Raw genomic sequence first — 19488 nt, 5'->3', positions numbered from 1 at the left:
GTCATGACGTCACTGCTTAACTTTTTCTTGATAGATGACAGCGCATTTGATTTATTCATTTATGAAAAACTCCTAAAAAAAAGCGGGATTACTGATTCGGTGAAGACTTTCAATTCGGCACGCGATGCTCTGAAATTTTTATTAGGAGAAGGCCCCGCACTTCCTGAAACAGTTATACTGCTTGATCTGCAAATGCCGGATATGAACGGTTTTGAGTTTATTGACGAATTCGATCACCTCCCCGATTTTCTGAAATCAAGGATCAGGATCTTTATGCTTTCCTCAACGATCGATACCCGGGACATTGAAAAAGCAAAAGCAAGTCCACACATTATCGATCTGTTGCCCAAACCGTTAGAAATAGCCTTCCTCAAAAAGAAACTGTCTCTTTGAAAAATTATATTTGATACTGCTGATTACATCCATTTTGTAACCGACTGCATAGCTAATGTGTCAGTTTCACAGGTCTACAATTTGCCCTATAATGTAACAGTTTAATGATGCCCCACATCAATCCAATCCTATTTCATGGTAGTTTGGCATAGTCAAATATAACTATTTAAAATATTTTCATAATTTTTCAAATAATACAAAGCAAAATTAAAATGTAGGTATGTCTTTATACAACAAAGTATCAATAGCTTGTAAACCTTAACATACCACATTGAATGAAAACTGATAGCAAGACCCTGTCTGAGATTTTAAAGTTGCATGCGCAGTACGTTAAAGAAGTAGAGTTCAGTGGCATTAAACCATTATCGATGGAGATTTACAAAACTAACTCCAACAATTTTGTTCGATGGATCAAAGATGAATTCAATCCTGGAAGTAAGCTTCGCAAAGAGGCAATGAGCTGATTCATCTACACACCGTCATTAATACTCAACGTTTGATAAAATACTAACTACCGGCCGATATCATCAGCCGGTAGTTTTTTTATAGCCATATCTTTCCTATGTTTGGATATGCGTTACTAATATTCCTTCGTTAGTTAAGAAAACCTACTTATGCTTTTTTCCTTATTAAATATGTTCAAAGGGCGCTTTTCGAAAGAGGCTATCGAAGAAGCCAAATCAAGTGAGAAGCGTATGTCCCGCCAGGAAGCTTTGCAGCAAATGCGTAACATTGCCAGCAAGCGTTCGGAGAAAAAATAGGCTTAGCAGCCTTGTCCGTAGTAAGCATCCTTCCCGTGCTTCCTAAAAAAATGCTTGTCGCAAAGGCTTTGCTTAATCGCGACAGCAGCTGGATTGATCTGCAATGTCAGGTAAGCCATTTTAGCGATCTCTTCCAGTACAATTGAATTATAAACTGCCTTTGCGGGATCTTTCCCCCAGGTAAATGGGCCATGACAGGCTACCAACACCATTTCGACCTCTTCCGGGCTCAAATTCTCTTTCCGAAAAATATCCATGATCTGATTGCCGGTTTCCAGTTCATAATCGCGTTGAATCATATCATCGGACATTACCTCCGTAACCGGTATCGATACCGTAAGATGGTCGGCGTGCGTAGTACCGAGGTTAGGGATAGGTGTAATGGCCTGCGCCCAGGCTACCGCGTACGTGGAATGTGTGTGGCAAACGCCGCCAATTGATGGAAAATTTTTGTACAACAATGTATGTGTTCTGGTATCAGAAGAGGGCCGCATATTGCCCTCCACCAGTACATTATCCAGATCCACGATCACTATATCTTCCACTTTCAGGCGATGATAAGGAACACCGCTAGGCTTGATCGCCACCACGCCCGCAGCCCTGTCGACTCCGCTCACATTACCAAATGTGACGATAGCGAGCTCCTCCTTCGGGATTTCCATGTTGGCTTCGTAGACCAACTCTTTCAAATAGGTATATTTCGACATTTGTATCGTCGTTATCTGTAATAAGCCTCACTCCACCGCAGCTCGTTTTTCAGCTGCCTCAACGAAGTATTTTTATCGATCACAACCAGTTCCACACCGGTCATTTCGGCAAATGTCTCAATGTGGTCCGTAGTCAGGTTTTGGCTAAAAACCGTGTGATGCGCGCCTCCTGCATATAGCCACGCAGCGCAGCCCGTATGCATGTCGGGTGCGGGTTTCCATAAAACCCTGGCAACCGGTAAGTTAGGAAGTGCTTCCTGTGCCGCTACCGCCTCCACTTCATTTACCAGTAACCGGAAACGATTACCCATATCCACCAGAGAAACATTAATAGCAGGTCCGGCAGGTGCATTGAAAACCAGACGGACAGGATCTTCCTTCCCTCCTATCCCAAGCGGATGGATTTCACAAGATGGTTGTCCTGCCGCGATCGACGGGCAGATTTCCAGCATGTGCGAACCCAGTACAAGGTTGTTAGCCGGGTTGAAATGGTAGGTGTAGTCTTCCATAAATGAATTTCCGCCATCCAGCCCGCTGGCCATTACTTTCAGTGCACGCACCATTGCCGACGTTTTCCAGTCTCCTTCTCCCGCGTATCCATAGCCAGCAGCCATCATACGCTGCGAGCCGATACCGGGCAATTGTTTCATGCCGTGCAGGTCTTCAAATGTATTGGTATAACCCTTAAAATTACCGTCTTCCAGAAAGTACTTCATCCCCAGCTCAATACGCGCCGCATCCCGCAATGCATTGTACCTGTCTCCGCCTTTGCCGAGTCCGGCCGCCAGCTTGTACATTGACTCATATTCGTCCGTCAGGCGACTTACGTCTTCGTCTGATACCTGGTTGATCACCGCTACCAGATCGCCCACAGCGTGGGTATTGACCGAAAAGCCAAAGGTCATTTCTGCCGCAACTTTGTCTCCGTCAGTAACCGCTACCTGCCGCATATTATCTCCAAACCGCACGAGTTTCGCGCCTTTCAGATCATACCTGCCTGCTGCCACGCGCATCCACTGGCTTAGTCCGTCTACCACGTGTTCCTGTTGCCAATGCCCCACGATCACTTTTCTGTTCAGCCGCATTCTGGTCATAATAAACCCAAACTCCCGGTCGCCATGCGCGGACTGGTTCAAGTTCATAAAATCCATATCGATGTCCGCCCAGGGAATGTCTCGGTTGTACTGGGTATGCAAATGCAGCAATGGTTTTTGCAGGATCTGCAATCCCCTGATCCACATTTTGGCAGGAGAAAAAGTATGCATCCAGGCCACAATACCAATGCAATGAGGCGCACAATTAGCTTCCTGGATAATGTTGAAGATCTCGTCCGGCGTTTTAACCACCGGCTTAAATACGACCCTGACCGGAATTTTCGACGACTGATCGAAGTACTGAGTGATAATCTGAGAATGCTCGTCTACCTGGCGGAGGGTTTCTTCTCCGTACAAATGCTGACTACCTGTTACAAACCAAACTTCAAATTGTTTTAAATCAAGCATTATATTGTGAAAAGACAGTTGTTAAAAAGTATCAGAGTAGGAATTGGCCGGAACTATTGTTGTTTTTTGGAAAAATTCGTTTTCCAGGAAAGCACCGGATTGTAAATATTTCTGGTAAAGCGTTTGGTACACAGCTGACTGAGCAAGTCTGGGCTGATATACGGCGTCAAATCCCGAATTCATAGCTTCCTGCGCTTCCGGCAATGTCTCGTACACGCCCGCAGCCACCGCCGCAAACATAGCCGCACCCAACGCGCAAGCCTGTTCGGAAGCAGCCACCTTGATCGGCATGTTCAGTACATCAGCCAGCGTTTGCATCACGAATGACGACTTTTTGGCAACGCCGCCAATCGCAATCACCTGGTGGATAGGCACACCTTCATTGCGAAAACGCTCCACAATGCTTTTGGAACCGTAAGCAGTCGCCTCCACCAGCGCCTTGAATATCCGAGCAGGATCACTAGCCAGGTTCAACCCGAGGATCGCTCCTTTTAATGTATGTTTCGCATCCGGCGTACGGCGACCATTCAGCCAGTCTACGGCGATAATATCTTTTTCAGTAACAGGCAATTGCGCTGCCTGAGCAGCCAAATGCGGAATTAGCTTTTTCGATAGTTCCTGAGCAGCCTCTTCTCCCAGCAAGGTCCTTACGGGCTCCACTACGAGCTTGGCAAACCATGCATAAATGTCGCCAAATGCCGATTGTCCGGCCTCCATCCCCAGCATACCGGGAACGATAGAGCCATCCACCTGCCCGCAAATTCCTTTGATTAGCAAGTGCCCCACTTCGTCATTGGGGGCCACCAGCATGTCGCAAGTTGAGGTACCGATCACCTTACACAATGAGTACGGTTCAATCAATGCACCCACGGCACCCATGTGCGCATCAAACGCCCCTACCCCAATCACCACATCAGCCGGTATGCCGAGCTTTGTAGCCCAGGCCTGTGAAATGGTGCCCATTACCTGGTCGGATGTAGCTGTGTCCGTAAAAAGTCGGTCGCGCAGCCCATCCAGTAGTGGGTCCAGCTCTGTAAAAAACGCATTGGACGGCAATCCTTCGAATTCCTGGTGCCACAATGCCTTATGCCCGGCTGCGCAGCGTGACCTTTTCAATGTTAACGGATCAGTGACTCCCGTCAGCTCAGCAGAAATCCAGTCGCAATGCTCTACCCAGGAGTAAGCATGGTCGCGCACCGACTCGTCCACCCGTAATGTGCGCAGGATCTTGGCCCAAAACCATTCGGATGAATAAATTCCTCCCACATACTTGGTGTAATCCGTCGGCCAGCTGTGCGCGAGTTGGTTGATTTCGTCAGCCTCCGCATTGGCAGTATGATCTTTCCAGAGAATGAACATTCCATTCGGATTTTCAGCAAATTCAGGTAACAGCGATAATGGAGTGCCATTTTTATCAACCGCAACCGGGGTAGAACCTGTGGTATCGACTGAAATCCCCTTTATATTTTCACGGACATGTGCCGGTGATTGGTTTAATGCTCCCAACACAGCGCTTTCCAGCCCTTCCAGATAATCCAATGGATGCTGGCGGAATTGCGAAACCGATGCGTCACAAAACTTCCCCTCTTTCCAGCGCGAGTACTCTGCCACCGCAGTACCTGCCTGGTAGCCAGTGTTCGCGTTAACAACCAATGCACGTACCGAATCGGTACCAAAATCAATTCCGATAACATAATTTTCTTTCATATTGCGGCTTAGGATAAGGTAAGATTCCTGCTTTTTCCTTGAATTTAACTAATCAACTAACAAATATAATTAAATTTGATTATAGTGTATATTTGACACAATTAAATTATGAATTTTCTAGCTGTAAAATCCTACCGGTTGATCATTCGAAGAGGAAAGACTACAAACCTTCTCATCACCCTTATGATTGCTTCATGGAGTCGGGCATAAAATTCCAGAACGAGTGAAATTTCTCCTTGTACTTCACTGCATCCAGCTTGTATAATGCGGCCTTTTTGGTGGTACTGTTGCTGTTTTTGTAACCAGTATCGATCAGCAGGCCTGTGGAAAGCAGCTTTCGGCTGAAATTCCGTCTGTCGATAGGAATATTGTAGATAGCCTCGTAAAGCTTTTGTAATTGCGGAATAGTAAATCGTTCGGGTAGCAGTTCAAAACCGATCGGGTGCAATGCGGCTTTGTATTTCAGATGTTCAATCGCACGGTTTACCATTTGCTCGTGGTCAAATATCAGCTCAGGACGGGCTTCCAGCGTGATCCAGGAAGCATTGTGACTTCTAACTGCCTCGGCATCATGATCATCGATTTCGATCAATGCAAAAAATACTACTGAAACCGTCCTTTCACCCGGATCACGATTGACCTTCCCAAATGTTTCAAGCTGCTCTACATAAATGTCTTTCAGTCCTGTTAAATTGTATAATATCCTCGCGGCGCCGTCTGAAAGATCTTCATCTTGATTTAAGAATCCTCCCATTAATGACCATTTCCCCTTTTCGGGTTCAAAATTCCTTTTGACGAGCAAAAGTTTAATATCCTTGCCGTCAAATCCGAAAATGATACAGTCAATAGCTACTAGTATGCGTGAAGCCTGGGGATAATTGTTCATTCATCAAGTGATTGTGGAGGTATGATCAGGTTAAATTTTTGTTAAGAAAGTAAAAAAAAGAACGAGATTACTTAATCTGTTTAAAGAGCTTAACATAAATTTAAGTGCGAATTTTGTAAATCTTTTCGAAGAAAATAAATCTGATTTTAAGGCCATCTTCATTATGAACTCCATGTACTCAACCTGTTCCGATGAAAATATCCTGACCCTGATCAGCGGACAAAGTGACGAACTCGCTTTTGAAGAGCTTTATAACCGCTATTTCAAAACCTTATTCAATTACAGTTACAGCAAGGTCAATGACCGGTTTGTGGCCCAGGAGATCATTCAGGAGCTTTTTGTGAGCCTCTGGCAGCAACGGGACCGTCACCACGACATCCAATGCTGCAAGTCATTCCTGTTTGCCGTTGCCAAGAAAAAAATCATTTCATTTTACCGGAAAGAATTCACCCGTCAGCATCATTACGACCAATGGGAACTGATGCGAAATGATTCAACGGAGCTACCTGATCAGCATACCCTGGCCTCCGACCTGCAAAACAGGTATGAGGAAGGCCTTCACCTGCTTTCACCGAAATGCCAGGAAGTATTTATCCTAAGTCGGCAAGGCATATCCAACAAGCACATCGGCGAGCAGCTGACCATCTCCGAAAAAACCGTTGAACAGCACATTACCAAGGCATTACGGATCCTGAGGGAGCATTTGAAAGAACATATGATCTGCGCTTTGCTCCTTTTTCCTCTTTGTTAAAAAAAATCTGACCCGGACTAAGGGTTAGGCTCCCGGCAAGCGACTTGAAGTTTGTAACAGACTTTAAGCAATGAAGGCCCCCGATATATCGCCCCTTTTACTCGAAAAATATTTACTGGATCAATGCACCCAAGAGGAAAAAGCATTGGTAGAAGCGTGGTACGCCTCATTGAAGGGAGAAACCCGCTACCTGGACCACCTGCCCGATGCCGAGTCCCACGAAATCCGCGATGATACTTTCCGGAATATCCATGCCGAACTGAAACCGGTGGGTGAACAGCCGGTGAGAATGCTGCATTGGCGATGGATCACGGGACTGGCGGCGTCGGTACTGCTGGTTTTGGGACTTTATTTTATCAACCCTTTTAAGAAGATATCGCAGCTCACGGTTACCGAACAACTGGAAGAAAAAGCAGATACTGACCTTACTCGCTTTGCCAATGAAGGACATCGAATCGTCATTCACCGCCTGCCCGACGGCAGCTCAGTTTCAATGCACCCGGACGCGGTCATTACCTATCCGAAAAACTTTGATGACGACAAAAGGCTGGTTGCATTTACAGGAGAAGGTTTTTTTGATATTACCAAAGACAAAACCCGCCCATTCATGATCCAGAGCGGCGAAATGGTGATCAGGGTGTTAGGTACCAGTTTCAATGTCAAAGCACCAGTCGCGCAAAAGGTTTTTCAGGTGGATGTAGTCACTGGTACTGTGGAGGTTACCACGCCAGGTACCGAGAAAAAACCACAGCAGGTGATACTCAAACCCAAACAGCAGGCTTTATTCGAAATAGCTTCCAGAAAGCTCATATCTCAGCACATACCCGAACAGGTGCGCAAGGAAATATATGAACCCGTTAGCGTTGTATTTGAAGAAACGCCGCTTAACAACGCCATTCAGCAGCTGGAAAAGCGGTTTAATGTCAGTATCAGCCTCTCCGATCCGGAAATTTCCCGGTGCAGCGTAACCGCCAATTTTGAATCGCAACCTTTGGCCGGTATCCTGGAAATGCTTTGTACCACCCTGGAAGCATCCTATACCATATCCGGCAAGAACATCATCATCAGCGGAACACCATGTGAATAACCTCTATAACCTCATTATGACTTACCTATCTATTCCGCCATGAAAAAAACCGGGAGTGTACCACCACCCCCGGTCCAAGATTTCACCCCTTTCAGATCGTACCACCGAAAAAAAGGGATGCTTTTACCCAACAGTGCTTAACCATCAGACAATCAAAATTATGCAAAAATCAGTACGTAACAAGCCGGTCGACTGGCGAAAAATTATGCGCATTGGACTGCTTCAATGGATTCTAGTCGCCACACTGGCAGGTGCCAGCTACGCAAAAGACACTTCCGCTCAATCGGTATTGAGTAAAGACATGACGCTGAGCCTGAAAAATGTTTCGCTTAAAGAGGCATTGAACCAGATTCAGCAGAAAGTAAATACTCAGTTTGTTTACAGCAGCCGGGTTTCGGTGAGGGAAAATGTAAGTATTGATGTAAAAAATCAAAAATTGTCCAAAGTCCTGGATCAGCTTCTGGTATCCAGGGGGATCACGTACCAGGTGATCAATGATCAGATCGTATTGGCAAAAAGTAAGGTCAGTAAAGAAGAATCCATGATTCCTGAGCTGGAAGAAAGGCTGCAAAACTATGTCCTGCCGCTGCAAATCAACGTGACCGGTACCATTACTTCATCGGACGGCCTGGGTACGTTACCGGGTGTGAGCGTGGTTTTGAAAGGAAGTTCACAAGGAACGACCACCGACAGTCAGGGGAAATTTGAAATGGTGGTACCTAATGTGGAATCAGTGCTTGTTTTCAGTTTTGTCGGCTATATCTCACAGGAAATTGTGGTAGGAAACCGTACGTCGATCAATGTTACACTGGAAACAGACAACAAGGCATTATCTGAAGTAGTCGTGGTAGGATATGGTACCCAGAAAAGGGTAAACCTCACGGGAGCGGTGACGCAGGTACAAGCCAAAGATCTGGAAAACAGACCTTTGAACAATATGTCACAAATTCTGCAAGGTATGGTGCCCAACCTGAACATCGCCTTCGGTACTGGTGCTCCGGGATCCGGCGGAAGCCTGAATGTACGCGGCGAAACGTCCATTAACGGTGGTGGCCCATTGGTACTTGTCGACGGAATTCCCGGAGATATCAACCGGATCAATCCCAATGACGTTGAAACCGTTTCCGTACTGAAAGACGCAGCCGCATCGGCTATTTATGGGGCACGTGGTGCTTTTGGAGTTATTTTGGTCACGACCAAAACGGCGAAAAGCGGCAAAACGAGTGTTACTTACAGCAACAACTTCGGCTGGTCGACACCTACTGTCAGCACCGACTTTCTTACCAACGGTTATGACCACGCCAAATTGAATGATGAGGCATTTAAGCGGGCAACAGGAAATACCTACACCCGATATTCGGATGAAGACTATGCCGAACTGGAAGCTCGCAGATTTGACAAAACAGAAAATCCGGCGCGGCCCTGGACAGTGGTCAAGAATGTAAACGGAAAGGACATTTACAATTACTACGGCAATTACGACTGGTGGAATACCATCTTTAAGATGACCGAGCCATCGATGCAGCATAACCTGAACCTGTCTGGCGGTACTGAAAAAATCAACTACTTCATTTCAGGATCGGCTTTTCAGAAGGATGGTATTATGAGGATCAATACGGACCGGTTCAATTCGTACACATTCAGAAGCAAGGTGAATGCGCAGCTAACCCCCTGGCTGAAAGTGAGCAATAACACCCAGTATTTTGATTCCAAATACAAATATCCTGGTCTCGAAGGTGGGGCCAATTCCAATTTCGTAGCCATTACCGTGCACGCGCTACCGGCCTACGCGCCCCAAAACCCGGACGGGACTGCAACTTATAATACATTAAAAAACAACTATTCGATCGGGGACGGATTATTTGCCAACCTTTTGAAAGGTGCGGCAGGTGGAGAAAAGAAGATCCATGAGCTTACCACCATTAACTCGGTCACCATTGATTTTACCAAGACCTGGAACCTGGTTGCCAACCACTCCTATTCATTCTACATTGCCGACGACTGGTACCGCTCAGCTGTTGCGCAGTATTCCATTCAGCCTGGTATCATGGCGGCTGTACCAAACTACAATACCGATCAGTTAAAAAAGACATTATGGTTTGATCCCGCCCATGTTACCAATGTGTTTTCTTCTTTTAACCAAAATTTCGGAAAGCATTTTCTGGGCGCCACCGTGGGAATGAACTACGAAACGCGCAAACATCAGGCGCTGACCGGTGCCCGTAAAAACCTTTTGTCGGAAAGCCTGAATGACCTCAATCTGGGAACAGGTGAGCAACTGGTGTATGGCGGGTCTTACCAATACTCTCTTTTCGGAGCATTCTTTCGTGTGAATTATGATTTCAGCGGCAAATATCTGCTGGAAGTGAATGGTCGCTACGATGGTACCTCCCGATTTGGTGCAGGCAGGAGATATGGTTTCTTCCCCTCGATATCCGCAGGTTACCGGATCAGTGAAGAAAACTTCTTTGAACCATTGCGCGGCGTGGTGAACAACCTGAAAATCAGGGCATCTTATGGAACGCTCGGTAATCAGCTGCCTCCTAAATTCAACGACAACCCAAGTTCGGCCAGCTTCTATCCTTACATTTCGACGATGCCGGTGGCATTATCAAGCTGGATCACTAATGGTCAAAAACTATCTTATGTAGACAGTCCAAACCCTATTTCCGCCGGACTGACCTGGGAATCGGCTACTACTTCCAACATTGGTCTGGACGCCGATTTGTTGAAAAACAGACTGACTATCGCCATTGACGCTTACATCAGAGAGACTAGGGATATGCTGATTCCGGGCAAAGTTTTGCCGCTGGTTTACGGAGCGGCCGTTCCCACGGAAAATGCGGGAGACCTTAAAACCAAAGGATATGAAATCTCTATCGCATGGAAAGACCAGTTTAAGCTGGCAGGTAAGTCATTCTCTTACAATGCATCATTTATGCTTTCGGATTATGTTTCAACCATTACGAAATACGATAACCCGAACAAGATTCTGTCGAGCCGTTACGTGGGACAAAAAATTGGAGAAATGTGGGGTTACTCCCTTGATGGCTACTTTAAAACCAATGAAGAAGCACAAGCCTACAAAGTGGATCAGACACTGGTGAACAAGCAGCGGCTGAGCGCCCCGGGTGAGTGGAGCAAGTTACAGGCCGGTGATCTGAAATTCCTTGACCTCAATGGCGATGGCAAAATTTCGGAAGGCGCCAACACATTGGCCGATCATGGCGATCTCAAAATCATCGGTAATGCCAATCCGAGATTCAGGTATGGTATGAACATCGGCGCATCGTGGGGAGGTTTCGATATGTCTGCACTGGCGCAGGGTATCATTCGCAGAAACTGGTATCCTGGTGCTAATGCAGATAAATTCTGGGGACCTTACTCACGACCTTACTACTCTTTCATTCCTGAAAAATTTGAAGAAGATGTCTGGACTCCTGAAAACACCGACGCTTACTTTCCGATCCTGAGAGGTTATACGGCATTAAACGGTGGTGGAGACCTGAATGCGCGCAACGACCGCTACATTCAAAACATTGGTTACCTGCGACTTAAAAACGTGGTGCTAGGATACACGATTCCCGAGCGGATCAGCAAATTGGTACGCATTCCGAGGGCGCGTATTTATGTGAGTGGCGAAAACCTGCTTACCTACACGCCTTTGCGCAGCAAATACATTGATCCTGAACAATTTGATGGTGACGTCGTAAATGGACGCTCATATCCTTTGGCCAAAACATATTCAGTCGGTTTAAACCTCAATTTCTAATCTGACGAACTCAAATTTTTGAATGATGAAAAAGCTCATATATATCATGCTGCTGACAGCCGGGCTCACCGCCTGCGATCTGGACCAGCTACCCAAAGAAGCCATTTCTCCGGAGACATTTTTTAATACCGAAAATGACCTTTTGCTTTATACCAATTCATTTTACAATGCCCTGCCAAGTGCCGAGGATGTTTATAATGAAGATGTGGACAATGTTGTCAAAAACAGTTTGCGGGACGAGTTACAGGGAACCAGGATCGTTCCTACCAGCGGAGGCGGCTGGACCTGGACCAACCTCCGGAATATCAATTATTTTCTTGCCAATTCAGGTAAATGCACCGACAAAAAAGCGGTTGCCAAATACAACGGGGTAGCGCGTTTTTTCCGCGCCTACTTTTACTTCGGAATGGTGAAACGCTTTGGCGACGTTCCCTGGTATTCTTCCACCATCGAAGTGGAAGACGAAGATCTGCTGACCAAAGCAAGAGACCCGAGAACGCTCGTGATGGATTCAGTAATGGCCGACATTGACTTTGCGATTGCTAATCTCGAAGGCGCACGCCAGGTAAATACGATCACCAAATGGACTGCCCTCGCATTGAAATCACGCATGGCATTGAATGAAGGAACGTACCGTAAATACCATCCGGAGTTTAACCTTCCCGATGCCGACAAATTCCTCGATGAATGTATCGAAGCTTCGCAAGACCTTATGAAAAATAGCGGCTACGGCATTTACAAAGACACGCCGGCAACTGCTTACCTTAAGTTATTTTCTGCGGACAATTCCATCGTTGACGAAATCATTCTGGGCCGTGATTTTAGCGATCAGTTACAGGTTTACCATAACCTCAATTATTACACGATGACAGCGTCCTATGGTAAACCGGGGCTTGAAAAGAAACTGGTTAATAGCTATCTGATGGCCGACGGAACGCGTTTTACCGACATTAAGGGATACGAAACCATGCAGTTTTATGATGAGGTTCAAAAACGTGATCCGCGTCTGTCGCAGTCGATCCGCACACCGGGCTACACGCGCATCGGGGAATCTACACCATTGGTACCAGAGTTTGGCGCAACGGTGACGGGTTATCAGCTGATCAAATTCGTTTCCGAACCCAAATGGGATACTTTCGGAAAGGACATTACCGATATGCCGATCTTCCGTTATGCAGAGGTTTTGCTGAACTATGCCGAAGCAAAAGCTGAAAAAGGTACATTAACACAGGAAGATCTTGACATTTCAACCAAACTCATTCGCGACCGCGTGAAAATGCCTAACATTAGCCTCGCCGATGCGAATGCGAAACCGGATCCTTACCAGGCACAGATGTACACCAAATTATCCGGCAAAAATGCGGGTGTGATCCTTGAAATCCGCAGAGAACGTCGCGTTGAACTTGTCATGGAAAACTTCTTCCGCTGGGACGACATTATCCGGTGGAAAGAAGGACAGTTACTGACCAAACAATTCAAAGGCATGTACTTCCCGGGCCCAGGCAGCTACGATCTGGACAAAAATGGCAAAGTTGACCTCGTGATTTACGAAGGTACCAAACCGACCGTTCCGGGCGCGCAGTTACTAAAATTAGGTAGCGAGATTCTGCTCGAAAATGGCGCCAAAGGTGGTAACATTGTCATTAACGGACACATTACCAAGAAGTTTGATGAAAACAAAGATTACCTCTACCCTATTCCTAAACAAGAAAGACTGCTGAACACCAATCTCTCCCAAAACCCGAACTGGGAGTAAAAATATTACCTTGCTATTCCTAACCCTTAATTAATATGCTTTCAGACAGAAGGTCGTTTCTTGAAAAAATGTCGCAGATAGGGGCTTTGAGTTTGCTGCCCCTATCCGCATCCCAGGCCGGAGAAGCGTTGCCGCTTGAAGAAAAAAATCATTTTGTTGCCGGGCCTTATCTGCAAAATATGGGTACCAATGAGGTGACCATTATGTGGATCACGCACAAAAACGCTTTCAGCTGGGTGGAATACGGCGCTGGTACTTACACCAGCAAGCGGGAATTCGGCTATAATAATGGTTTGATCGAAGCCAATAACCGCATTAACAAGGTCACATTGACCGGACTGAATGCAGGAACAGATCATAAATACAAAATTGTTTCCACAGAAATTACCGGCTATAAAGGCTCCAAGGTAGAGTTCGGAGAAACCATTGCCAGTCCGTTGTATGGTTTCAAAACCTGGCCTGATAATGAGGAAGAATTCAAAATGGTGATCTTCAATGACATTCACGACCGGCCGCAGATCATCCCGCAGCTGCTTTACCGGCACGGGTACACGGGCAATACGCGCGATTATGATTTTGTAGTTTTCAATGGTGACTGTTTTGACTGGGTTACCGAAGAGCAGCAGATGGTGGACCACCTGATCAAACCTTCGGTGGACATTTTTGCGAGCGAGTTCCCATTCCTGCTCACCCAGGGTAACCACGAATGCCGGGGAAGCTTTTCAAGGCATATTCCTGAATACTATGCTTATCCCGATCAGAAATACTATTTCGCATTCACCCGCGGTCCGGTCAGGTTTGTAGTACTGGATTCGGGTGAGGACAAAACGGATGACAGTGTCGAATACGGCGGTTTATCAGCATTTGACCGGTACCGCGAGGTTCAGAAAAAGTGGCTTGAAAAAGAGGTGGAATCCACAGATTTCAAAAAAGCAGACTTTCGCATTGTCTTGATCCACATTTCGCCCTACCATTCCGGTGACTGGCACGGCACATTGCATTGCCGGGAAATGTTCGGGCCGATTTTGAACAAATCTAAAATTGACCTGCAAATTTCCGGTCACACACACCGGTACATGACGCACGAGCCGGACGCCACACACAACTATCCGATCGTGATCGGAGGCGGGCCGCTGGAAGGCAAACGGACATTGATTAAACTTCACGTCACTAAAAAGCAGCTGGATTTGAAAATGATCCGCGACGACGGCGAGGTAGTAGGGAAATTTTTGATCCCGAAGAAAGGAAAATAGTTTTACCAGATTACAGGAGACCCCGGTGGGGTCTTTCTTTTATTTTAAATAGTCCGCAACCATTTTAATTAACAATGAAAAAAATTACCTTTTTTCTGGCAGTGCTTCTCGCATTGGCTGAAACATCATTTGCACAAAAGAATACCATCAATCTTGCTACCTATAACCTCCGCTACAACACGGCAAATGATGGCGTGAATGCGTGGCCCAATCGTAAGGAAAACGTGAAGGGCCTCATTCAGTTTCACGAGTTTGACCTCTTTGGTGTGCAAGAAGCACTGATCGGCCAGCTGAGAGATGTGGCTGAGCTGAAAGACTTTGCATTTATTGGAAAAGGGCGTGACGATGGCCAGGAAGGTGGTGAGCATTCCGCGATCTTTTATAGAAAAGACCGTTTTAAATTGCTCAGTTCGGGTGATTTCTGGTTAAGCGAAACACCCGACAAGCCGGGCAAAGGATGGGATGCCGTATGCTGCAACCGGATAGCTTCATGGGGCAAGTTTCAGGATTTGAAAAGTAAAAAAGAATTTTTCTTCTTTAATGTACATTTCGATCACCAGGGCGTGGAAGCGCGTCGCCAGTCGGGGCATTTGATGGTGAAAAAGATCAATGAAATAGCGGGCAAGGCAACGATCTTGTTAACCGGTGATTTCAATTCTACTCCTGACACCGAGCAGATCAAAACGATCAGTAACCTGCTGAATGACGCACATAATGTTACCAAACAATCACCATACGGTCCGGAGGGAACATTTAACAGTTTCAAATTCGATGCGCCGATGGACAAACGGATCGATTATATCTTTGTAAGCAAGAATATTGATGTACTAAAATATGGTGTTTTAACGGATGCCAAAGAACAGCGCTATCCATCGGATCATCAGCCTGTTGTGACAAAGATTGAGATTAAGTAGCCTTCGACGGTCGGCTTTCGGCCGTCGGTTTTTTTGCTTATTTTTCGAAAGCCGATTGCCGACAGCCGACAGCACATGTATAAACTCCTCTTTCTTCTCGCATTCGTTACCAACGCATTTTCCCAAAATGTAAAGATCAGCATTGCCGCTCCTGCCGTACTGAGTGGCCGCAAGGCTATTTTATTGACTCGTGAGAAAGGATTTGCAGCTGTGGTCCATTCCATTAAGCTAGGCTTCGACACCACCCACCTTCAAATGGACCGCAATCTGGTTCCCGACCTGTACCAATTGCAGGTATCGCAAATGAAGGGTTCATTGACATTCTTTTTCGACTCGGGAACTCAGGTAAGGCTGGACACGACCGATGTTTCTAAATCCGTGGTGACGCATTCGAAAAGTAACCCCGAATGGCGCATGTACTGGGATAGTATCCAGCAACCTTCCGACGCGCGGTTGAATGCTTATGCAGTGAAGGAAGTCCGCGCCCGCAGGAAAAACCAGACGGATAGTTTGAACTACTGGGTTGCACAGCAGGACTTCGAAAGACAAGAGGTGCTATCCAAAACCGGTAAATTCATCTTTGACCATCCCCATTCTTATGTAAGTCTGTATTTGCTGAAAAACAACTGGTATGCCTTCAAGAACCAGGGATTATTCGAACGGCTGGATCCTGCATTGGCCCATCATAAAAACTACAAGTTATTAAAAGAGAAAAAGCGGGTTGCCAAAACATCGCTTTATTGATATAGCCTACCTAGCCCATCGCTTCATGAATTTTCTTCAAAAGATTAACACTTTCGTTGCTTTTAGCGGCATAGCAATGGTACTAAGTTGTGGTAGTCCCAAAACCACTGATGCTAGTAAGCCGCATATCGTCAAAGAGATTAATTACAAAGAAATTCCGGCAGGAAAAGGCCTAATTGCCATTACCGGAGCGACTATTTTCGACGGAACCGGCGCGGAACCTGTTCTGAATGGTTGCGTGATTGTGCAGGACGGGATCATCAAAGAAGTTGGAAAACAAGGCGAAATAACTATCCCGGATGGAGCAGAAATCGTGGGCGCCAAAGGAATGACGTTGCTACCAGGCTTTATCGATTCGCATTTTCATCTGGACGGGGTGAAAGATCTTCCCGCGATGTTTCTTCAAAACGGCGTCACCTCCGTCCGCGACCCCGGCGCGTGGATCGAGGCTTACGATGGTGAACGGAAATCCGGCAAGCCCATCCCCAGATTATTTCTCGCCGACCCACACATTGATATGTTCCCTCCCGCCTACCCAAAAGACGCGTATGTGGTGAGGGATGCGGAAGAGGCCGTGAATCAGGTTAATAAAATGGCTGACCGGGGCGCGTCCGTGATCAAGGTGTATTTCCGGCTTCCTGCGGGCATTATCCGTGAAGTATGCAAGGCAGCGCACAGCCGCGGGCTTCCGGTAACGGGCCATTTAGAAACTACGGAAGCCATGGAAGCGATTAATGCAGGCCTGGACGGAATTGAACACATTACCTCTTTTGGATTATCGCTGCAACCACAGATTGAGGGAGAGAAATACCGCCAAATGGTACTGGCCGATAATAATGCCCGGAAACAGGGACGGTATGACTTTTGGAAAAAAATAAATATCAATAGCGCGCTGGCTGATACATTAAGTCATTTTTTGGTCAAAAAAGGCACATTTGTCAGCCCTACATTGGGTGCTTTTGAATACCAGGCGTTACCGGGCCTACCGGTTGACACCACCAGGCTCACCGCATTTGGAAATATGAAGGCATTAACCGGAAAGCTAAAAAAAGCAGGGGTACACCTAGTAGTAGGCTCTCATTCCATGATCACTTATGCCGAAATGGGCTGGGCGTATCAGCGTGAGATGGAATTGTTTGTAGAGAGCGGTATCAGTCCGAAAGAAGTAATTATGGCCGCTACCATGGAGAACGCCCGTTTTTTCAGAATTGAAGACAGGCTAGGCAGCATTGAAAAAGGAAAAATCGCGGATCTTGTATTGGTACGCGGCAATCCGTTGCAAGATATCAGTGCTACCAGAAATGTGACAAAAGTGATGCTAAATGGTGTATGGGTGAAATAACGTCGGCCGTTTCCCTCGTTGAAAGTATTTCCTTACATTGCCTCAAACTTCCTGTTATGAAAAATCTCGCTTCATTCGTCATCATTATCGCATGCATGCTCAGCGGCCTGACCGTGAAAGCGCAGGCAGAAGAGGAAAAACTGGACCTGCCCGGCGATAACCTGAACCTTTACGCTGTATTGAAATTGTTTCAGGAGTCGGAAACATTGGAAGGTTTTGAAAGAAAATTGAACGACGAGGAAACCGAGATCAATAATCTGGACCTGGATGGCGACAATAACATTGACTATATCCGGGTTTCGGACGATGTGGATGGAAATCTGCACACCATTACCCTGCGCGTGGCGGTAAGCGATCGCGAAGACCAGGATGTGGCTGTATTTTTTGTGGAGAAAAAAGACGACGGACAGGTACTGATCCAGCTCATCGGGGATGAAGACCTTTACGGAAAAGACTACATCATTGAACCCAATGAGCTGTCTGACAATGGCGAAACGCCCAACCCGGGCTACAATGGCAACCGGGAGCGTCGCGATGAACCTGTCGAGGTCCGCAACAATACGACCTATGTCATTGCATCCTGGCCACTGGTCAGGTACATATATGTGCCCAATTATGTGATTTGGCATTCTCCATGGCGTTGGCACTACTACCCTAACTACTGGCGCCCGTGGAGGCCGCGCTACTGGCATTACTATTACGGTTACCATTACCATTGGCATTCATACTACAACGGGCATTTCCGTCGCTGGAATCAGTATCGCAACCCCGTTTGGTACAATCATTATTACGGCGGAGGTTACCGCTCCCGTTCGGTGGTGGTGAGGACGAGATATACCCGTGGAGATTATCGAAAAACTTATTCAAGGCCGTCATCGGCCAGGGATGGATCCGCATTATTTGCAAGAAGAAACCCAAAAGCACCTTCTGCCAAAGACAGGCTGCCTTCATTTGATAAGACCGGCAGGCCTGTTGTAAGCCGTCCGGTAACAACGCGACCGGGAACGTCAAGACCAGGAAACGGGGATGAAAATGCGCGTCCGGGAACCGCCGTTCCAGGAACATCCCGTCCAGGAACTTCGAGGCCATCGGTAACAAGACCAGGAAATGGTAATGAAAATGCTCGTCCGGGAGCCTCTCGGCCCGATGTCACCAGGCCAGGAACGAGCAGGCCTGAGGTAACAAAACCCGAAACACAAAGACCGGTCACCAGGCCAGTCACGCCAAGACCAGAAACGCAAAGGCCAGCACCCAGACCCGAAACACAAAGGCCGGTAACCAGGCCTGAAACACAGAGGCCATCGACCAGGCCAGCCCCATCTCGGCAAGCGCCCGCCGCGCGACCTGAGTCACGTCCGGCAACGAGGCCGTCGAGTCGGGAGCGTGGGTGAGATATGACATGACTTCGCTTTTGGTCCAACCCAGGGTTTAAACCCTGGGTTAATGGTCGTCCGGTTGTGGATCCTGGGTTGATGAGAGCGCTGCAACGTCGGCTATGTCCTGAGCTCGGTTGCTTGCGAGTTTATTTTGAATTAATTGGGTAAGGCCAATGAATTTGACCTCTAAGTCTTCGATCAAAAGTAACCTCCTCTGAGAATACGTCCATGAAAAGCCATCGCATATCCTCCAACTACCAGATAATCAACTTCATGTTTATTAAGAAGTATAATAAAGTCGGTAAAGTCGGGTTCAAGAGTCATTTGACCTTCTTTTGAGATGTCGCGCTTTTATCCATTCTCTGGGATGGCCGGAGGTTTTGGTTAACTAGAAATGTTACAGCTGCCAGCCTTTCTTGTGGCGTTTTTGTCAGCCAATACCTGAGATCCTCGTTCGCCTGAATACCTGCATTAAGGTCGGTCAGATGTGAAACCATTGCTATTTTTCTGGTCATTGCGATGCTCGGTGGTTACACA

At 46.8% G+C, this 19488-nt stretch carries 17 protein-coding genes; 12 read left to right on the top strand and 5 right to left on the bottom strand.

Features of this window, described 5'->3' with window-relative positions; genetic code table 11:
• The first annotated feature begins 3 nt into the window (after nucleotides 1-3).
• From ABIO93_RS12485 to ABIO93_RS12475, 3 genes are all read left to right on the top strand, one after another.
• Nucleotides 4-393 (top strand): response regulator, encoded by a 390-nt coding sequence (locus ABIO93_RS12485; RefSeq protein ID WP_348068040.1) that lies wholly within the window; start codon nucleotides 4-6, stop codon nucleotides 391-393.
• A gap of 275 nt (nucleotides 394-668) precedes the next feature.
• On the top strand, nucleotides 669-857 hold the full coding sequence (locus tag ABIO93_RS12480) for a hypothetical protein (protein ID WP_348068038.1): 189 nt from the start codon (nucleotides 669-671) through the stop codon (nucleotides 855-857).
• 150 nt (nucleotides 858-1007) lie between these two features.
• The gene (locus tag ABIO93_RS12475) at nucleotides 1008-1154 is read left to right on the top strand and encodes a hypothetical protein (RefSeq protein ID WP_348068036.1); all 147 of its coding nucleotides are present in this window, start codon (nucleotides 1008-1010) and stop codon (nucleotides 1152-1154) included.
• 2 nt (nucleotides 1155-1156) lie between these two features.
• On the opposite strand, the gene ABIO93_RS12470 is transcribed toward ABIO93_RS12475, so the two are convergent.
• From ABIO93_RS12470 to ABIO93_RS12455, 4 genes are all read right to left on the bottom strand, one after another.
• Nucleotides 1157-1861, bottom strand: coding sequence for an L-ribulose-5-phosphate 4-epimerase (locus tag ABIO93_RS12470; RefSeq protein WP_348068034.1), 705 nt, complete (start codon nucleotides 1859-1861; stop codon nucleotides 1157-1159).
• An 11-nt stretch (nucleotides 1862-1872) separates the two neighbouring features.
• Entirely contained in the window at nucleotides 1873-3363 is a 1491-nt protein-coding gene (gene araA, locus ABIO93_RS12465) for an L-arabinose isomerase (RefSeq protein WP_348068032.1), read from the bottom strand.
• Between the two features lie 21 nt (nucleotides 3364-3384).
• On the bottom strand, nucleotides 3385-5070 hold the full coding sequence (locus ABIO93_RS12460) for a ribulokinase (RefSeq protein WP_348068030.1): 1686 nt from the start codon (nucleotides 5068-5070) through the stop codon (nucleotides 3385-3387).
• Nucleotides 5071-5251: 181 nt separating this feature from the next.
• Nucleotides 5252-5956: an NUDIX domain-containing protein gene (locus tag ABIO93_RS12455; protein ID WP_348068028.1), complete on the bottom strand. Its 705-nt coding sequence runs from the start codon at nucleotides 5954-5956 to the stop codon at nucleotides 5252-5254.
• Nucleotides 5957-6119: 163 nt separating this feature from the next.
• Between ABIO93_RS12455 and ABIO93_RS12450 the strand changes: the two genes are divergently transcribed.
• The 9 genes from ABIO93_RS12450 to ABIO93_RS12410 all read left to right on the top strand — a co-directional run bounded on the left by ABIO93_RS12450 (nucleotide 6120) and on the right by ABIO93_RS12410 (nucleotide 18966).
• On the top strand, nucleotides 6120-6707 hold the full coding sequence (locus ABIO93_RS12450; RefSeq protein ID WP_348068026.1) for an RNA polymerase sigma-70 factor: 588 nt from the start codon (nucleotides 6120-6122) through the stop codon (nucleotides 6705-6707).
• A 70-nt stretch (nucleotides 6708-6777) separates the two neighbouring features.
• Entirely contained in the window at nucleotides 6778-7794 is a 1017-nt protein-coding gene (locus tag ABIO93_RS12445; RefSeq protein WP_348068024.1) for a FecR domain-containing protein, read from the top strand.
• Between the two features lie 160 nt (nucleotides 7795-7954).
• Entirely contained in the window at nucleotides 7955-11566 is a 3612-nt protein-coding gene (locus tag ABIO93_RS12440; protein ID WP_348068022.1) for a TonB-dependent receptor, read from the top strand.
• A gap of 22 nt (nucleotides 11567-11588) precedes the next feature.
• Nucleotides 11589-13322 carry a RagB/SusD family nutrient uptake outer membrane protein gene (locus tag ABIO93_RS12435; RefSeq protein WP_348068020.1) on the top strand — a complete coding sequence of 578 codons (1734 nt, stop codon included), beginning with the start codon at nucleotides 11589-11591 and terminating at the stop codon, nucleotides 13320-13322.
• Between the two features lie 35 nt (nucleotides 13323-13357).
• Nucleotides 13358-14575 carry a metallophosphoesterase family protein gene (locus tag ABIO93_RS12430; protein WP_348068018.1) on the top strand — a complete coding sequence of 406 codons (1218 nt, stop codon included), beginning with the start codon at nucleotides 13358-13360 and terminating at the stop codon, nucleotides 14573-14575.
• A 74-nt stretch (nucleotides 14576-14649) separates the two neighbouring features.
• On the top strand, nucleotides 14650-15489 hold the full coding sequence (locus ABIO93_RS12425; RefSeq protein WP_348068016.1) for an endonuclease/exonuclease/phosphatase family protein: 840 nt from the start codon (nucleotides 14650-14652) through the stop codon (nucleotides 15487-15489).
• 75 nt (nucleotides 15490-15564) lie between these two features.
• Nucleotides 15565-16233, top strand: a complete 669-nt coding sequence (locus ABIO93_RS12420; RefSeq protein WP_348068014.1) for a hypothetical protein — start codon at nucleotides 15565-15567, stop codon at nucleotides 16231-16233.
• Between the two features lie 25 nt (nucleotides 16234-16258).
• Entirely contained in the window at nucleotides 16259-17575 is a 1317-nt protein-coding gene (locus ABIO93_RS12415; protein WP_348068012.1) for an amidohydrolase family protein, read from the top strand.
• Between the two features lie 56 nt (nucleotides 17576-17631).
• On the top strand, nucleotides 17632-18966 hold the full coding sequence (locus ABIO93_RS12410) for a hypothetical protein (protein ID WP_348068010.1): 1335 nt from the start codon (nucleotides 17632-17634) through the stop codon (nucleotides 18964-18966).
• A gap of 305 nt (nucleotides 18967-19271) precedes the next feature.
• Here the strand turns inward: ABIO93_RS12410 and ABIO93_RS12405 are convergent, their stop codons facing one another.
• On the bottom strand, nucleotides 19272-19466 hold the full coding sequence (locus ABIO93_RS12405; RefSeq protein WP_348068008.1) for a hypothetical protein: 195 nt from the start codon (nucleotides 19464-19466) through the stop codon (nucleotides 19272-19274).
• Nucleotides 19467-19488 lie beyond the last annotated feature (22 nt).

Source organism: Dyadobacter sp. (genome assembly GCF_039919315.1).
In the GTDB taxonomy this organism is placed as follows: domain Bacteria; phylum Bacteroidota; class Bacteroidia; order Cytophagales; family Spirosomataceae; genus Dyadobacter.
Note: the sequence above shows the minus strand (reverse complement) of the source record. Positions and strands in the feature narration are given on the sequence as shown.

What these genes read in the sequence shown, in the direction of transcription:
- ABIO93_RS12485 (WP_348068040.1), top strand. Translation starts at nt 4, where the DNA reads ATGACGTCACTGCTTAACTTTTTCTTGATAGATGACAGCGCATTTGAT.
- ABIO93_RS12480 (WP_348068038.1), top strand. Translation starts at nt 669, where the DNA reads ATGAAAACTGATAGCAAGACCCTGTCTGAGATTTTAAAGTTGCATGCG.
- ABIO93_RS12475 (WP_348068036.1), top strand. Translation starts at nt 1,008, where the DNA reads ATGCTTTTTTCCTTATTAAATATGTTCAAAGGGCGCTTTTCGAAAGAG.
- ABIO93_RS12470 (WP_348068034.1), bottom strand. Translation starts at nt 1,861, where the DNA reads ATGTCGAAATATACCTATTTGAAAGAGTTGGTCTACGAAGCCAACATG.
- araA (WP_348068032.1), bottom strand. Translation starts at nt 3,363, where the DNA reads ATGCTTGATTTAAAACAATTTGAAGTTTGGTTTGTAACAGGTAGTCAG.
- ABIO93_RS12460 (WP_348068030.1), bottom strand. Translation starts at nt 5,070, where the DNA reads ATGAAAGAAAATTATGTTATCGGAATTGATTTTGGTACCGATTCGGTA.
- ABIO93_RS12455 (WP_348068028.1), bottom strand. Translation starts at nt 5,956, where the DNA reads ATGAACAATTATCCCCAGGCTTCACGCATACTAGTAGCTATTGACTGT.
- ABIO93_RS12450 (WP_348068026.1), top strand. Translation starts at nt 6,120, where the DNA reads ATGAACTCCATGTACTCAACCTGTTCCGATGAAAATATCCTGACCCTG.
- ABIO93_RS12445 (WP_348068024.1), top strand. Translation starts at nt 6,778, where the DNA reads ATGAAGGCCCCCGATATATCGCCCCTTTTACTCGAAAAATATTTACTG.
- ABIO93_RS12440 (WP_348068022.1), top strand. Translation starts at nt 7,955, where the DNA reads ATGCAAAAATCAGTACGTAACAAGCCGGTCGACTGGCGAAAAATTATG.
- ABIO93_RS12435 (WP_348068020.1), top strand. Translation starts at nt 11,589, where the DNA reads ATGATGAAAAAGCTCATATATATCATGCTGCTGACAGCCGGGCTCACC.
- ABIO93_RS12430 (WP_348068018.1), top strand. Translation starts at nt 13,358, where the DNA reads ATGCTTTCAGACAGAAGGTCGTTTCTTGAAAAAATGTCGCAGATAGGG.
- ABIO93_RS12425 (WP_348068016.1), top strand. Translation starts at nt 14,650, where the DNA reads ATGAAAAAAATTACCTTTTTTCTGGCAGTGCTTCTCGCATTGGCTGAA.
- ABIO93_RS12420 (WP_348068014.1), top strand. Translation starts at nt 15,565, where the DNA reads ATGTATAAACTCCTCTTTCTTCTCGCATTCGTTACCAACGCATTTTCC.
- ABIO93_RS12415 (WP_348068012.1), top strand. Translation starts at nt 16,259, where the DNA reads ATGAATTTTCTTCAAAAGATTAACACTTTCGTTGCTTTTAGCGGCATA.
- ABIO93_RS12410 (WP_348068010.1), top strand. Translation starts at nt 17,632, where the DNA reads ATGAAAAATCTCGCTTCATTCGTCATCATTATCGCATGCATGCTCAGC.
- ABIO93_RS12405 (WP_348068008.1), bottom strand. Translation starts at nt 19,466, where the DNA reads ATGACCAGAAAAATAGCAATGGTTTCACATCTGACCGACCTTAATGCA.